General features: G+C 69.7%; 14 protein-coding genes. 10 read left to right on the forward strand and 4 right to left on the reverse strand.

From position 1 onward, the window contains the following. Positions 1-48 precede the first annotated feature (48 nt). Entirely contained in the window at positions 49-2163 is a 2115-nt protein-coding gene (locus JOD67_RS04980) for a DUF6049 family protein (RefSeq protein ID WP_205115694.1), read from the forward strand. Next, positions 2160-3860 carry a murein biosynthesis integral membrane protein MurJ gene (gene murJ, locus JOD67_RS04985; protein ID WP_205115695.1) on the forward strand — a complete coding sequence of 567 codons (1701 nt, stop codon included), beginning with the start codon at positions 2160-2162 and terminating at the stop codon, positions 3858-3860. The genes JOD67_RS04980 and murJ overlap by 4 nt, the downstream gene beginning before the upstream one ends. Here murJ and JOD67_RS04990 read toward each other — a convergent pair. Continuing rightward, complete coding sequence (locus JOD67_RS04990; RefSeq protein WP_205115696.1) at positions 3857-5005, reverse strand: MFS transporter; 1149 nt, start codon at positions 5003-5005, stop codon at positions 3857-3859. The genes murJ and JOD67_RS04990 overlap by 4 nt on opposite strands. Before the next feature lie 77 nt (positions 5006-5082). Here JOD67_RS04990 and JOD67_RS04995 point away from each other — a divergent pair, with 77 nt between their 5' ends. The 6 genes from JOD67_RS04995 to trxA all read left to right on the forward strand — a co-directional run bounded on the left by JOD67_RS04995 (position 5083) and on the right by trxA (position 10235). Beyond that, the gene (locus JOD67_RS04995) at positions 5083-5526 is read left to right on the forward strand and encodes a helix-turn-helix domain-containing protein (RefSeq protein WP_205115697.1); all 444 of its coding nucleotides are present in this window, start codon (positions 5083-5085) and stop codon (positions 5524-5526) included. 72 nt (positions 5527-5598) lie between these two features. Continuing rightward, on the forward strand, positions 5599-7308 hold the full coding sequence (locus JOD67_RS05000; protein WP_205115701.1) for a protein kinase family protein: 1710 nt from the start codon (positions 5599-5601) through the stop codon (positions 7306-7308). Beyond that, complete coding sequence (gene sigM, locus JOD67_RS05005; protein ID WP_205115702.1) at positions 7305-8069, forward strand: RNA polymerase sigma factor SigM; 765 nt, start codon at positions 7305-7307, stop codon at positions 8067-8069. Before JOD67_RS05000 ends, sigM begins: the two co-directional genes overlap by 4 nt. Then, complete coding sequence (locus JOD67_RS05010) at positions 8066-8815, forward strand: anti-sigma factor family protein (protein ID WP_205115703.1); 750 nt, start codon at positions 8066-8068, stop codon at positions 8813-8815. The genes sigM and JOD67_RS05010 overlap by 4 nt, the downstream gene beginning before the upstream one ends. A gap of 104 nt (positions 8816-8919) precedes the next feature. Then, positions 8920-9876, forward strand: a complete 957-nt coding sequence (gene trxB, locus JOD67_RS05015) for a thioredoxin-disulfide reductase (protein ID WP_205115704.1) — start codon at positions 8920-8922, stop codon at positions 9874-9876. 29 nt (positions 9877-9905) lie between these two features. Continuing rightward, a complete protein-coding gene (gene trxA, locus JOD67_RS05020; RefSeq protein ID WP_205115705.1) occupies positions 9906-10235 on the forward strand; it encodes a thioredoxin in 330 nt (109 codons plus the stop codon). A 99-nt stretch (positions 10236-10334) separates the two neighbouring features. Here the strand turns inward: trxA and JOD67_RS05025 are convergent, their stop codons facing one another. After that, a complete protein-coding gene (locus tag JOD67_RS05025) occupies positions 10335-11081 on the reverse strand; it encodes an alpha/beta fold hydrolase (RefSeq protein WP_205115707.1) in 747 nt (248 codons plus the stop codon). Between the two features lie 66 nt (positions 11082-11147). On the opposite strand from JOD67_RS05025, the gene JOD67_RS05030 reads away from it, so the two are divergent. Further along, complete coding sequence (locus tag JOD67_RS05030) at positions 11148-12290, forward strand: N-acetylmuramoyl-L-alanine amidase (RefSeq protein ID WP_205115708.1); 1143 nt, start codon at positions 11148-11150, stop codon at positions 12288-12290. Between the two features lie 24 nt (positions 12291-12314). On the opposite strand, the gene JOD67_RS05035 is transcribed toward JOD67_RS05030, so the two are convergent. Together JOD67_RS05035 and JOD67_RS05040 are read right to left on the reverse strand one after the other, a co-directional pair. Then, positions 12315-12938 (reverse strand): GNAT family N-acetyltransferase, encoded by a 624-nt coding sequence (locus JOD67_RS05035; RefSeq protein WP_205115712.1) that lies wholly within the window; start codon positions 12936-12938, stop codon positions 12315-12317. Continuing rightward, complete coding sequence (locus JOD67_RS05040) at positions 12935-13138, reverse strand: hypothetical protein (protein ID WP_205115714.1); 204 nt, start codon at positions 13136-13138, stop codon at positions 12935-12937. Before JOD67_RS05040 ends, JOD67_RS05035 begins: the two co-directional genes overlap by 4 nt. Before the next feature lie 107 nt (positions 13139-13245). Here JOD67_RS05040 and JOD67_RS05045 point away from each other — a divergent pair, with 107 nt between their 5' ends. Then, the gene (locus tag JOD67_RS05045; RefSeq protein WP_205115716.1) at positions 13246-14565 is read left to right on the forward strand and encodes an aminotransferase-like domain-containing protein; all 1320 of its coding nucleotides are present in this window, start codon (positions 13246-13248) and stop codon (positions 14563-14565) included. The last annotated feature ends 112 nt before the right edge of the window (positions 14566-14677 follow it).

Below are 14677 nucleotides of genomic sequence, written 5' to 3' on the forward strand. Positions count from 1 at the left end.
TCCGAGGACCTCCGCCCGGCTTTCAGGTGACAGCTCTAACCTAGGTGCGTGCCCCGCCGTGCGATCTTCGCCGCGCTGGTCGTTGCCCTCCAGCTCACGCTGCTGGGCGCCACCGCGGTGTCGACCGCTCCCCAGGCGCAGGCGCTGACGACTCCGAACCTCCGGATCGTGCTCAGCTCGATGACGTCGGCGGTCACGAACCCGGACGGCGTCGTCCAGGCCACCGGCCGGGTCTACAACACCGGCGACGTCACGTTGTCCTCGGTGAACGCCTACCTCTGGTACACCGACGAGCCGCTCGCGGACCGGGGCGAGGTCGCCGCGGCCAGCCAGGAGAAGCCCGGCGACCGCAAGGGCAACCGGCTGGACGTGCCCTGGACGTACGTGCACAAGATCGTCTCGTCGCTCGCGCCGGGGACGAACACCGAGTTCCGCCTGAACGTGCCGGTCCGCCAGCTGCACCTGGACAAGGCGGGCGTCTACTCGATCGGCGTCGACATCAGCGGCTACGCGCAGGACACCGGCGAGAAGCACGTCTGGAGCATGCGCACGTACCTGCCGTACGTCCCCGCGGCCGCGAAGGCGAAGCCGGTGGAGGTCGCGTTCACGCTGCCACTGACCGGCGTCCCCGGTCAGGTCGGCGGCAACCAGCTGCTCGACGACAGCGCGGCGCGGCAGTTCGCGCCGGACGGACGGCTACGCAAGCTGCTCGAGTTCGGCGCCAGCAACAACCTGAGCTTCCTCGTCGATCCCGAGCTGCTCACCGAGGCGGAGCTGATCTCCCGCCCGTACCGGAAGGTCGACGGCACCGAGCCGGACGCGGGCAGTACGGCCGACGCGCAGGCGTTCCTCGCCGAGGCGAAGCAGACGTTCGCCAGCCACGACACGATGCTGCTCCCGTACGCCGATCCGGATCTGAGCGCGCTCTTCCGCGCCGGGCTCACCCCGCAGCTCACCGAGGCGTTCAACGCCTCGACCCGGATCCAGAAGAGGTACGACGCGAGCGGGCCGATCGCCTGGCCCGGCACCGGGTACGTGAACGCCAAACAGCTCGACGCGATCTCCGCGGCAGGCGGCAAGCGGCTGGTCCTGTCCCAGAGCTCGCTGCCCGAGCTGCCCGCCGACGGCACCGCGCCGGTCGTCTCGCTGGAGACGCCCGACGGGCCCGTTACCGCGTTGGTGACCGACCAGAGCCTGCTCGCAGGCGGACCGAAGGGCGAGGAGCCCGGCCTGCTGCGTCGCCAGCGGTTGCTCGCCGAGACCGCGATGCTCGCGCTGGACAGCGGCGGTGCGGGCACCCCGGCCGACGCCTCGCCGCGCCGCCTGGTCGCCGCCCTCCCCCGCGACTTCGAGCCGGACAAGTTCGCCGACGACCTGCTCGAGGTGGTCCAGACGACCCCCTGGCTGCAGCAGGTCTCGGCCGGCAGCCTGCTGAACAGCCCGCCCGTGGCGTACGGCGACACCGACACGCTCACCTACCCGAAGACGGCGCAGCGCGCGGAGCTCGACAGCAACGTCGTCGACGACCTGCGGACGTACTCCACGGACTCGTTCACGTTCCTCGACCTGCTGGTGGCTCCCGAGGAGCAGCGCGCCGGCCTCTACCAGGCGTTCCTGCGCGGCGCCTCGACCGCATGGCGCCGCGACCCCGAAGGCGCCAGCGACCTCCTCCGAGCGATGGACGCTCAGCTCGACAACCAGCTGGACGACGTCGTGGTCGTACCCCCGCGGCTCGTCACGCTGTCCAGCCGGACCGGCCGCTTCCCGGTCACGATCGCGAACACGTCCAACTCCCCGGTCCTCGTCGGCCTCGACGTCCGGCCCAGCGTCAGCGGGTTGATCGAGGTCGCGCCGATCGAGCCGGTCCGCATCGACCCCGGCCGCAAGGCCACGGTGACGGTGAACGCCGAGGCCACCCGCGGTGGCATCGCGTCGCTCACGGTCGGACTGCGAACGAAGCAGGGCATCAAGTTCGGCGACTCCGCGACGCTCACGCTCCGGGTGACGGACTACGGCCGGGTCGGCTGGCTGGTCATCGGCTTCGGCGTGGGCTTGCTGATGATCGCCGCTGCCGTCAAGATCGTGCGCCGGATCCGGGGTGCGACGAGGCGCCGCGAGGCCGAGCCCACGCCCGAACGACCACGAGAGCACAGTCACCTATGAGCGATCAGGCCGACGTGGACGCCCGTCAGCCAGGCAGCGAACCGAACGAGCCGGGGCTGCTGCGCGCCAGCGCGGTGATGGCCGTGGGCACGATCGTCTCGCGGATCACCGGCTTCGCCCGCAACCTGGTGCTCGCGTGGGCGATCGGCACCGTGCTGTTCGCGGACGCGTTCAACCTCGCGAACATGGTGCCGACGACGCTGTACGTGCTGATCGCCGGCGGCGCGTTGAACGCGGTGTTCGTACCGCAGCTCGTCCGCGCGATGAAGAACGACGACGACAACGGCGAGGCGTTCGGCCAACGGCTGCTGACGCTCGCCGCGATGATCCTCGCGGTCGGGTCCGTTCTGGCGGTGCTCGCGGCCCCGTGGGTGATCCGCGCGTTCGCCGGACATCAGCTGCTCAGCGGTCCGAACAAGGAGTTCTTCGAGCTCGCGGTCGCGTTCGCGAGGTACTGCCTGCCGCAGCTGTTCTTCTACGGGCTCTACACGATCTTCGGCCAGATCCTCAACGCCCGTGGGAACTTCGGCCCGATGATGTGGGCGCCGATCCTCAACAACATCGTGTCGATCGGGGTCCTGCTCACGTTCATCGGGGTCAGCGACCTGAACGTGACCGAGCAGTCGTCGGCGTCGATGATCACCGGCTCGGAGACCGCACTGCTCGGCATCAGCTCCACGCTCGGCATCGCGATCCAGGCGGTGTGTCTGATCCCCGTTCTGCACAAGGTCGGCTTCCGGCTGCGGCCGCGCTTCGACTTCCGCGGCGCCGGTCTGGGCAAGTCGGGCAAGCTCGCGATCTGGACGATCGCGCTCGTTCTCGTCAACCAGGTCTGGGCGCTCGTCGTCACCCGCGTCGCCACGGGCGCCGGCGCCGAGGCGGCCGCGAAGCTGGGCGACAACGTCGGGTACGGGCTCACGCCGTACCTGAACGCGTTCCTGCTCCAACAGCTCCCGCACGCGGTCGTCACGGTCTCGATCGTCGCCGCGCTCTTACCGCGGATGAGCCACGCCGCAGCCGACGAGAAGCCGCGCGAGGTAGCCGCGAGCCTGTCGCACGGGCTTCGGCTGGTCGCGGTCGCCGTGCTACCTGCGGCCGTGGCGTTGTTCGTGCTCGGTCGCGACATCACGATCGCGATGTACTTCCACGCCGACATCAACCGGCCGAGCGCGGTGTACGTCGGCACCGTGCTGACCGCGATGGCGGTCGGGTTGGTCGCGTTCTCCAGCCACCACATGGTGCTGCGCGGGTTCTACGCGTACGAGGACACCAAGACGCCACTCTTCCTGCAGGTGGTGATCATCGGGACGAGCTCGTCGCTGGCGGTCGTCGCGGCGATCGTGCTGCCGCCGGAGTGGGTGACTGTTGGTGCCGCGGCAGGCAACGCGATCGGCTACTGGATTGGCTACTCGGTCAGCCTGCAGGTCATCCGGCGGCGCCTCGGCGGAATCGAGGGTCGGAAGCTCGCGGTGACGTACGCCCGGACGTTCGCGGCGGCGGCCCTCGCCGGCATGGTCGCGTACGGCGTCGCCCGCCTCACGACCACGCTGCTGGGCACGTCCGCCTGGTCGTCGCTCGCCGCCGTCGCGACCGGCGGAACGGTGATGCTCGTGGTCTATCTCGTCGTGGCCAAGTTCCTGCGCGTGGCCGAGGTCCAGGAGATCCTCGGGATGGTGCGAGGCAAGCTTCGCCGCTAGCGAGGCACGGCGACGGCTGCGACCACGGTGGAGAGGGCGACGCCGAGCACGACGGCGATCAGCAAGCCGGTCAGGCTGGCCGTCGTCGCGAGCGCCGCACCTGCCACCGTCGCTGCGGTCTGGACGGTGGCGAGGGACGCGCTCGCCCTGCCGACGAACCCTTCCGGAGCCCTGCGCTGTGTCGCCGTCCTCAGCACGACGAGCAGGATCGATCCGCCTACTCCGATCACGGCGCAGGCCACCGCGCCGATGATCGGGTGGGATGCCAATGCCAGAAGGAGAAACCCGCAGGTCGCGATCGTCAGCGACCCGACCGCAGACACCTTCGCGGACAGCATGCCGCCGAGCAGGTAGCCGATACCGAGCGCCGCCATCAGCAGCCCCAACGTCCCGGCGCCACCGTCCAGGCGTTCGGCGACGAGCGGCGCGAGGACGGTGGTGGCCGCTCCGTTCGCCGCGAAGAACACGACGGAGGTGATCGCAAGCCCGCGCAGCAACCGACTCCGGACCACCGCGCGCAGGCCGTCGACGAGCTCGTCGATCAGGAGGCGGACGGTGGCTCGACCTCGTACGGCTCGCGACCGAGGGAGGAAGACGAGCAGCATCGCGGACACCACGTAGCTCGCCGCGTCGGCGAGGACGACCGCCTCGATCCCCCACAGCGCATAGGCCGCGCCACCGAGCGGACCGCCGACGAGCCGGATGACGCCACCTGTGACCGACGAGACCGCGTTCGCCGAGTCGAGCCGCGGACCGCGCCCGACCAGCCTGGGAACGAGGGCCGCCTGCGCCGGTGCGAACAAGAGCCCCGCCGTCGACTCCGCGGTCATGGCGACGAAGACCACCCAGACCGTCGAGGCGTCGCGGACGCACAGGATCGCGAGCACAGCGGCGGCGCGGACCAGGTCGACGACGACCATCGTGGTCCGGTGGTCCCATCGGTCGGCCAGAACGCCGGCGAACGGTCCGAGAACGAGCACAGGCACCGTCTCGGCGAGCACCGCGACGGCAGTGGCGGTCGTGGAGCCGGTGAGGTCGTACACCAGCGCCGGTACGGCAACGATCATCATCCAGCTGCCGATCTCGGAGGCCAGTCCCGCGCCCCAGAGCAACCGGAAGCCGCGCACGCGCAGCACGTCCCACATCAGGCGACCCCTCGAACGTGTTATCTTCTGGGAAGACTTCCGAGGGATCGCTGTTCTGTGAGAATAGGTACTCCATGATGGACACCGCTGAGCTCGGCCGTCAACTGCGCGCCCGCCGGACGGCGGCGGGACGGACTGTCGCGTCGGTCGCCGCCGAAGCAGGCCTGTCCGTCCCGTACGTCGCGAACCTCGAGAACGGCCGCGGCAATCCGACCGTCGCCGCACTACAGGCGTGGGCGAGCGCGCTCGGGCTGCGCCTCGACGTCACGCTGCGCGCGGTGGACGCACCGGTAGAAGAGGTGCCTGCCGCGGTCCGCCGGTTCGGCCGGTCGGCCCGCTTTCTCGCCGAGACTCAGTCCCTCGGCGAGGCTGCTGGGAGCGATCCGACCGAGCTCCGCCGGCGGTTGCTCCGCACGATGGCGGCGCTCCTCGAAACCAGCCCACACGAGCCGACGGAGCTCGACCTGCAGCGAGTGCTCGACGCCGTTGTTCTCACGCACCGGGGGACGACGTGGAAGTGACGACCCGGCGACCGTGTGTCAAGCCCTAACATGGGGTACGCACGCGGTACATCCCATCAGGGCAGGAGGGTCGTGCAGCCCACCGACGTCGATCCGGGCGCCATGCTCGCCGGTCGCTACAGGGTCGTCGAACTACTCGCCGAAACACCGGGCAGCAACGGCGTTGCCCGCATGTGGCGAGCCGTCGACGAGGTGCTGTCGCGATCCGTGGTCGTCCATGTGCTGGCGATCGACGACCCTCGTACCGCGCCGCTGCTCGAGGCCGCGCGGCGAGCTGCCACGGTGACCGATGTCCGGTTCATCCGCGTTCTCGACGCGACGCAGGACGACGGGGTGGCGTACGTCGTGCGCGAATGGGTGCACGGACGCAACCTCGCGACGCTGCTCGCCGAGGGTCCGCTGCCGCCGCGGCACGCCGGTCTGCTGATCCGCGAGGCCGCCGAAGCGCTGGCGAACGCGCATGAGCAGGGCCTCTCGCACGGACGCCTCGACCCCGACTCGCTGGTGATCACCGACACCGGCGCGATCAAGATCGTCGGGCTCTCGACGCAGGCCGCGCTGACCGAGTCCCAGGGCGGCCCGGACACCGACAAGGCGCGCAAGGACGCGCTCGGCCTCGGCCGGCTCCTCTACGCCGCGCTCACCGCCCGGTGGCCGAGTGGCCCCCGTTCGGGCCTCGGCGCGGGACCACGCGCGGCGGACGGGTCGCTGATGTCGCCGCGCCAGTGCCGCGCCGGCGTACCCAAGCTGCTGGACGAGATCACCGAACGCATCCTCACCGACCGCCCCCGGCACGGCGCCCCGCTGACCTCGCCGCAGGAGATTGCCGCCGCGCTGACCGACGCCGTGGGCGTCACGCCGCCGGACGGAGTGCTCCCGCCCGCGGGGGCTGGAGCCCGCGACGCCGGCGTCGACGACGCGACCGTCGCCGGCCTGCCCATGGGCGCGGACGACTCGACCCAGGCGCTGTTCAACGGCCGGCGCGACAACGCTCTCGCGAGTGCCGGCGCGGCGAACGAGGTCGCTCGCGCGGACCGTACGCAGGCCGACCCGCGGCAGAACGGAGCCGGCCGAGGCGGACTGCCACCCGGGTACGCCCCGCCGCAGCGGCCGCCAGCCCAGCCGTACCGCCGTCCCGGTCCGCGTTGGACGCGGATCGCGATCATCCTCGTCGCCGCCGTGTTCCTCATCGCGGTCGTGCTGTTCGCGTACCAGCTCGCGCGCAACGCGTTCGAGACCGGGAACGAAGGCAACGGCAACGGGGACAACGGCAACGACCCGAGCACGACCCCGTCGGCGACCGCATCGGCACCGGGCGCGGGTACGAAGATCGCCATCGCGGGCGGCGGCAGCTTCGACCCGCAGCCCAAGGGCAGCGGCGACGAGAACCCCGACAAGGTCCCGGACGCGTACGACAACAAGACCGACACCGCGTGGTTCACCAAGGAGTACCGCGACTCCCGGCTCGACATCACCAAGCCCGGCGTGGGGATGTGGATCGACCTCGGCAGCGCGCAGGACATCGGCTCGGTCGACCTCAGCCTGCTCGGCCAGGGCACGACGCTGGAGCTGCGGGCGGCCCCCGAGGACGCGACCGCGGCTCCGACGGAGCTCTCCGGCTGGAGCGCCCCGTTCGGCACCGAGAGCGGCGCCGGCGGCAAGGTGACGATCGAGCCGGCGGAGCCCGTTCGGTCCCGGTTCGTGCTGATCTGGATGACGGTCCTGCCACCCGACGGGGACAACCTCCGCGGAGGGGTTTCGGAGGTCGTCGTACGCCGATGACGACGAGCTCTCCTTCGACCGGTCTCCTTGCCGACGCACCCACCGACAAGGAGCTCATCGCCCGCCACGTCGCCGGTGATCCGGACGCGTTCGCCGAGATCTTCCGGCGGCACCGCGACCGGCTCTGGGCGGTCGCGCTGCGTACGCTGTCCGACCCCGAAGAGGCGGCGGACGCGCTGCAGGACGCGCTGATCTCGGCGTTCCGCAACGCGGCCCAGTTCCGGGGCGAGTCGGCGGTCACGACCTGGTTGCACCGGGTCGTGGTGAACGCCTGCCTGGACCGGGTGCGGCGGCGTGCCGTACGCCAGGCCGACCCGCTGCCCGAGGACGACCGGGCGCTCGAGCTCGCCTCGATCCAGCTCGAGGACCCGGCCGAGACGCGCGAGCTCCGGCTGGACATCATGCGCGCGCTGGAGGCGCTGAACGCCGACCAGCGGGCCGCGATCGTACTCGTCGACATGGAGGGGTACTCGGTCGAAGAGGCGGCGCAGCTGCTCGACTGCGCGCCGGGAACGATCAAGAGCCGGTGTGCCCGCGGCCGGGCCAAGCTGCTGCCGTTGCTGCGGCATCTGCATGCCCAGAGCGGTCGACACGCCCAGCAACAAGCCGCCCAAGGTCATGGGAACCATCCCGGCGAGGACGGCGTCCAAGGCCTGTCGTCGACCGGGCAGGGACCACCGTCCAACCAGTCGGTGGCTCCGGCTGGGGGACGTCCCGGCCGCCCGTCAGATGATGTGCAGACCGGAGGTGACACGCGATGACGGTGGGTTCGCACCTTTCCACCGACGTCGTTTCGGACCTCCTCGAGGGTCTGCTCAGCGAGCCGGACCGGGTAGCCGCCGAGACGCACCTGGCCTCCTGCGCGGAGTGCGCCGAGGTCGCGGACGGGCTCGTTCGGGTCCGAGACGTTCTTCGCTCGGCGCCGCCGCCTCCGATGCCGGCTGACATCGCCGAACGGCTGACCGCGGTCATCGCGGTCGAGTCGGCCTCCCGAGCGGACGACACGGGGGTGGTGTCCCTCGGTCAGGCCAGGGAGCGCAAGCTCTCCCGCCGAGGCGCCCAAATCCTCATCGCCGCCGCCAGCGTGGCCGTCCTCGCCGTCGCTGGCGGCGTTGTCGCGAACTCGATCAACAACCGGGGTCCGATCGCGGCGATCAAGGACCACACGTCGTCGCCATCGGTCGCTGCGCCGGCCAAGACGCTGTACCTCGCCCGCGGCGAAGCCCCGGAGTTCACCGCGGCCAACCTCGCCGCCGAGGCGACCAAGCTGCTCACTCCGACCAAGCCCAAGCCCGCTCCCGACAGCGTGCAGGGCATGGCTAACCCCGGCAAGTGCGTCGCCGCTGCTGTGGACGGCGAGCTGCGGGACTTCCGCTCGATCTCGTACAACGGGGCTGGGGCGTACCTCGCGATCAGCAACCCGTCCGGCGACCTCGTTCGCGCGTACGTGATCACTGGCTGCCCGGGCGAAGGCACCGTCGCGACGCAGGCTGATCTGCCTCATTGACACGCCCGCCGGGGCCGTGCCCGGCGGATGGAATGTTGACAACCTAGGATCGGTTACTCCAGTGCGCCCCGAATTCGGGGTATGGAGTCTCTTGAGGAGTCTAGGTGTCTGCTGACGTCCGCGAACTGATCGTGATCGGGTCCGGCCCGGCCGGCTACACGGCCGCGTTGTACGCGGCGCGTGCCCGCCTGCGCCCGCTGGTCTTCGAGGGTTCGGTGGAGTCCGGTGGTGCGTTGATGAACACCACCGAAGTGGAGAACTACCCCGGCTTCGCCGACGGCATCATGGGTCCGGAGTTGATGGACTCGTTCCGCAAGCAGGCCGAACGGTTCGAGGCCGAGCTCGTCGCAGACGACATCGTCTCGGTCGACCTGACCGGCGACATCAAGGTCGTCACCGACTCGGCCGGTACCGAGCACAAGGCCCGCGCCGTGATCTTGGCGATGGGGTCGCGCTACCGCAAGCTCGGCATCCCGGGCGAGGAAGAACTCTCCGGCCACGGAGTCTCGTGGTGTGCGACGTGTGACGGGTTCTTCTTCCGCGAGCAGGACATCGCGGTCGTCGGCGGCGGTGACTCGGCGCTGGAGGAGGCGACGTTCCTGACCCGGTTCGCGAAGTCGGTGAACGTGGTGCACCGGCGCGACGAGCTGCGGGCGTCGAAGATCATGCAGGACCGTGCGTTCGCCAACGACAAGATCCGGTTCACCTGGGACACCGAGGTCGACGAGGTCGTCGGCGACGGCAAGGTCAGCGGACTGAAGCTGGCGAACGTCAAGACCGCCGAGAAGTCGACGCTGCCGGTGACCGGGTTCTTCGAGGCGATCGGTCACGACCCGCGCAGCGAGCTGGTCCGGGGGCAGGTCGACCTCGACGACGAGGGCTACGTACTCGTCGATCACCCCAACACCAGAACGAACCTGCCCGGCGTCTTCGCGGCGGGCGATCTGGTGGACAAGACGTTCCGGCAGGCCGTCACGGCCGCCGGAACGGGCTGCGCGGCAGCACTCGACGCCGAGCGCTACCTCGCCGCCCTCGATCAAGCTGAACATGTGAATGCCTGAATAGCAGGTCCGCAGAAAGGAGAACCGCCGTGGGCACTATCCAGCCCGTGACCGATGCCGAGTTCGAAACCGCAGTTCTGAAGAACGCGAACCCGGTCGTCGTCGACTTCTGGGCAGAGTGGTGCGGGCCCTGCCGCCAGGTGCAGCCGGTACTCGAGGAGCTTGCCAAGGAGTACGAAGGCAAGATCGAGTTCCTGAAGCTGAACGTGGACGAGAACCCGCAGACACCGCTGCAGTACCGCGTGACCGGCATCCCGACCCTCAACGTGTACCACAACGGTGAAGTCGTGAAGTCCCTCGTCGGCGCACGCCCGAAGGCAGCGATCAAGGCCGAGCTCGCCTCGCTCGCCACTGCCTAAATAGGGATCACCGGCCGCAGCATCCGCCGGTCGGGAAGCGCGGTGAACGCCCTACACCGGCCATGCATAGGGGCCCTGGCAAGCGTCAGGGCCCCTTCGTCATGCCAGCTCACGCAGGAGAAGCTCGGTGACCTCCTGTGGGCGTTCCAGGTTCGGCAGGTGACCGGCCCAGTCGAGGATTTCCCCGTGTGCGTTGGGCAAAGTCTCGATCAGATGGTTGGCCACGTTCACGAAGTGGTCGACGTCGTGAGCCCCACCAAGAACGTACGACGGCGCGGTGATGGCGGCGAGGTCGATCTTCACCGGTTGCGGCCCGGCTTCTTCCGGTGCCGCGAATTGGACGTCGAAGTTGTGCCGCTGCATCGCGGCGACACGTTCCCGGACCTCCGCGGAAGCGTCGGGGCCCAACCAGGTCTCGACGTTCAGGGCCACGGCCTGGTCGAGTTGGTCGGCGTCGAGGAACGCGGTCTCTTCGTCGTCGAACTTCTGCAGCGCCTCGCTGACCGGCAACAGCTGCGCCGGACCGGGGCAAAGTAGGACAAGACGTTCAACTCTGGAAGGGAACATCGTCGCGAGCTCGAGCGCTACACGGCCACCGAACGAGCTGCCGACGATCCGGGCGTTCTCCATGCCGACCTGTTCCATCACGTCGACCACGTCATCCGCGTTGGTGTACGCCTCCAGGTCGATCGGCGACTGCCCATGGCCCCGAAAGTCCAACCGCACAACGCGAAACTGCTCGGTGAGCGCCTCCCACTGAGGATCCCACTGGCGCAGATCCACCACCGACGAATGCAGCAGAACGACATCGGGACCTGAGCCGGCGACCTCGTGATGTAGACGCATGGCGATCAGCCTAGGGCGCGCGGTTACGATGGCTCAGACCGCCGCCCCCACCCTTCGAGGGAGCTCATGAACGAGCACCAGTACGGTCTCGGCGACCGTGGACCAGCTGTGGCCGAGATCCGCGCGAAGCTCGTTCAGCTCGGCGTGCTCCTCGCACCCGAACTGCCCGACGATCCCGCCGACGCGCTGTTCGACGAGGCGACTGACCAGGCCGTCCGGCACTTCCAGCAGCAGCGTGGGCTCACCGCGAACGGCCTCGTCGACCGCATGACGTACCTCACGCTCGACGAGGCGCGCTGGCGGCTCGGCGACCGGCTGCTGTCGTACCAGGCGGGCCACCTGCTCGCCGGCGACGACGTGCTGGCGCTGCAGCGGCGGCTGCTCGAGCTGGGCTTCAACCTCCGGCGCGTGGACGGCGTCTACGGTCCGGGCACGGAGCGGGCCGTACGCGAGTTCCAGCGCAGTGTGGGCGTCCCCGCGGACGGCTCGTGTGGTCCGGCGACGTTCAAGTCGCTGACCCGGCTCTCACCGAAGGTGACGGGTGGGCGCGCGGACTCGCTGCGCGACGCCGAGCGCGTCCACGAGGCAGGGCCGCGGCTGCCCGGCAAGATCGTGGTGATCGACCCCGGTCACGGCGACGCCGACCGCGGCTGCTGCTCGAACGGGCTGTGCGAAGCGGACGTCGCGTTCGACCTCGCCTCGCGGATCGAGGGCCGGCTGGCGGCGACCGGCGTACGCGTGTTCCTCACCCGCGGCCGCGACTCCTGCCCGGACGACGTGAGCCGCGCGCGCTTCGCCAACGAGACCGACGCCGACGTGGTCGTCTCGCTGCACGTGGACGAGCACCCGAACGAGATCGCGAGCGGCGTGGCCACGTACTACTACGGCACCGCGGCCGACCCGCTGCGCTCCTCGTCGCTCGGCGAACGGTTCGCCGGCCTGGTGCAGCGCGAGATCGTGGCACGAACGGACCTGGTCGACTGCCGCACGCACCCGAAGACGTGGGAACTGCTCCGGTACACGCGGATGCCCGCCGTCCGGGTCGAGCTCGGCTACGTGTCCAACCACGGTGACGCGCTACGGATCGCCGACCCCGGCTTCCGCGACGTGGTGGCCGAGGCGATCGTGGTCGCGATCCAACGCGTCTACCTGCCGCCGGACATGGACGCCCCGACCGGCGTGCTGAAGCTCGGCGAGCTCATCCGCTAGAAGCGCACACCAGTTCGATCCAGGTCAGACCGGACGGAACGCACCCTCAGGCGTCATCGAGCCGAGCAGTTTCTCCAACGCCGCTTCGACATCTTCCTTCCACGAGATCGCATTGCGAAGCTCGAGGCGGAGCCGCGGGAAGCGGTGGTGCGGGCGTACGGTCTTGAAGCCGACGGCCAGGAAGTAGTCCGCCGGCACCATGCAGGACGGCCGGTCCCAGCGAGCGTCGCCGAACGCCTCCAGCGCCTTGATGTTCCGCTTCACCAGGTCCTTCGCGACGCTCTGCACGAGCATCCGGCCGAGCCCGCTGCCGGCGAAGTCGGGCACGATGTGCGCGGTCATCAGCAGCGCCGCGTCACTACTCACGGGCGAGGTCGGGAACGCGACCGAGCGCGGAACGTACATCGGCGGCGCGTACAGAACGAAGCCCGCCGGAGACTGGTCGACGTAGCAGACCTTCCCGACCGACCCCCACTCGAGTAGGGCCGCGGAGACCCACGCCTCCTTCTCGAGCCCGGGATCGCCGGCGTCCTCGGCGCGTTCACCGGCGACCGGGTCGAGCTCCCAGAACACACATGACCTACACCGCTTCGGCAGATCGTCGAGATTGTCGAGGGTGATGTTCGCGAGCCGCCGGGTCGTACTCATTCCGTCCCAGTCACCCGCTGTTGGTGGGCGACGGTGTGGTCCTCCGACGGCCTCGGCGCGACGTAACCGCCCGCGTACGCGCGCGGATCGGCTCGGACCGAATGCGGGATCGAGGCGGCCTGACGCCGCAACAAGCCAGCCAGGAAACCGAGAAGCAGGCCGGCGAGAACTCCCAGCACGACCAACCGGATGTAGCGCATGACCGACCCTTCCGACACCTCACCCTGCCGCTGACTCCCGCGCGAGGCGTCTCATAGGGCATCGTAGTAGGCACACCCCTGTGACGAGAGAGGCAGTGTGCCCGATCATGGAGAGCACCCCGGAGCAGCGTCCCGTCCCGCGCGAGACTCGGTTCGACGCCGACGTCGCACGGTACGCCGCACGAGCTCGCGGGATGGTGGCCTCCGAGATCCGCGCCCTGTTCTCCGTCGCGAACCGGCCCGAGGTCGTCTCGCTCGCCGGCGGATCGCCGAACATCTCCGGCCTCCCCCTCGACGTCGTGGGCTCGCTGCTGAACGACCTCGTCCTGGACCGCGGCGTGGCCGCGATGAACTACGCGGTCGCCCAGGGCTATCCCCCGCTGCGTGAGCAGATCCTCGAGGTGATGCGGCCGGTGGGGATCGAGGCGAACGCGGACGACGTCGTCGTCACCGTCGGCAGCCAGCAGGCGCTCGACCTGGTGACGCGGATCTTCTGCGATCCCGGCGACGTGGTGATCGCCGAAGCCCCGAGCTACGTCGGCGCGCTCGGTGTGTTCGCCGCGTACCAGTGCGACGTCGTGCACGTCGCGATGGACGACGACGGCCTCATCCCCGACCACCTCGACACGGCGATCGCGTCGGTCATCGCGAGCGGCCGGCGGGTCAAGTTCCTCTACACGATCCCCAACTTCCAGAACCCGACCGGCGTCTCGCTCCCGCAGGAGCGGCGGCACGCGATCCTCGAGATCTGCCGCAAGCACGACGTGCTGGTGGTCGAGGACGACCCGTACGGTCTGCTCGGGTTCGACGGGGAACCGAACAGGGCGCTCCGCGCCGACGACCCGGCGCGGGTGGTCTACCTCGGCTCGTTCTCGAAGACGTTCGCCCCGGGCTTCCGGGTCGGCTGGGCGCTCGCCCCGCACGCGATCCGCGACAAGCTCGTGCTCGCCCAGGAGTCGGCGACGCTGTGTCCGCCGACGTTCAGCCAGCACGTGGTGTCGTCGTACCTGGAACGCCATGACTGGCGCGGGCAGATCAAGTCGTTCCGCGAGATGTACCGGGAGCGGCGCGACGCGATGCTGGACGCGCTCGACGACTTCATGCCGGCGAGCATGACGTGGACGAAGCCCGGGGGCGGCTTCTTCGTCTGGGCAACGCTGCCTGAAGGTCTGGACGCCAAGGCCATGTCGCCGCGGGCGATCACGGAGAGAGTGGCGTACGTGCCGGGGACTGCGTTCTATGCCGATGGGTACGGAAGCCAGTGTCTGCGGCTGTCGTACTGTTTCCCGCCACCGGAGCGCATCCGGGAAGGTGTACGACGGCTCGCCGCGGTGGTGGAGCAGGAGCTGGAGCTACGCGAGACGTTCGGGCCGATGCATCTCGGTCCGGGCCGAGGCGTCGAGTCGCCCGGTCCCGGCCTGACCTAGTCGCGTCGGTTCACGGAGCAGTCCGGCTTGTCGAAGCAGCGGAGCCGATTCACCGGCGAACATTCAGGCGGCGGCGAAGTGAAACTGGGCAAGCCGGACTGCGACCATAGGG

Source organism: Tenggerimyces flavus (assembly GCF_016907715.1).
In the GTDB taxonomy this organism is placed as follows: Bacteria; Actinomycetota; Actinomycetes; order Propionibacteriales; family Actinopolymorphaceae; genus Tenggerimyces; species Tenggerimyces flavus.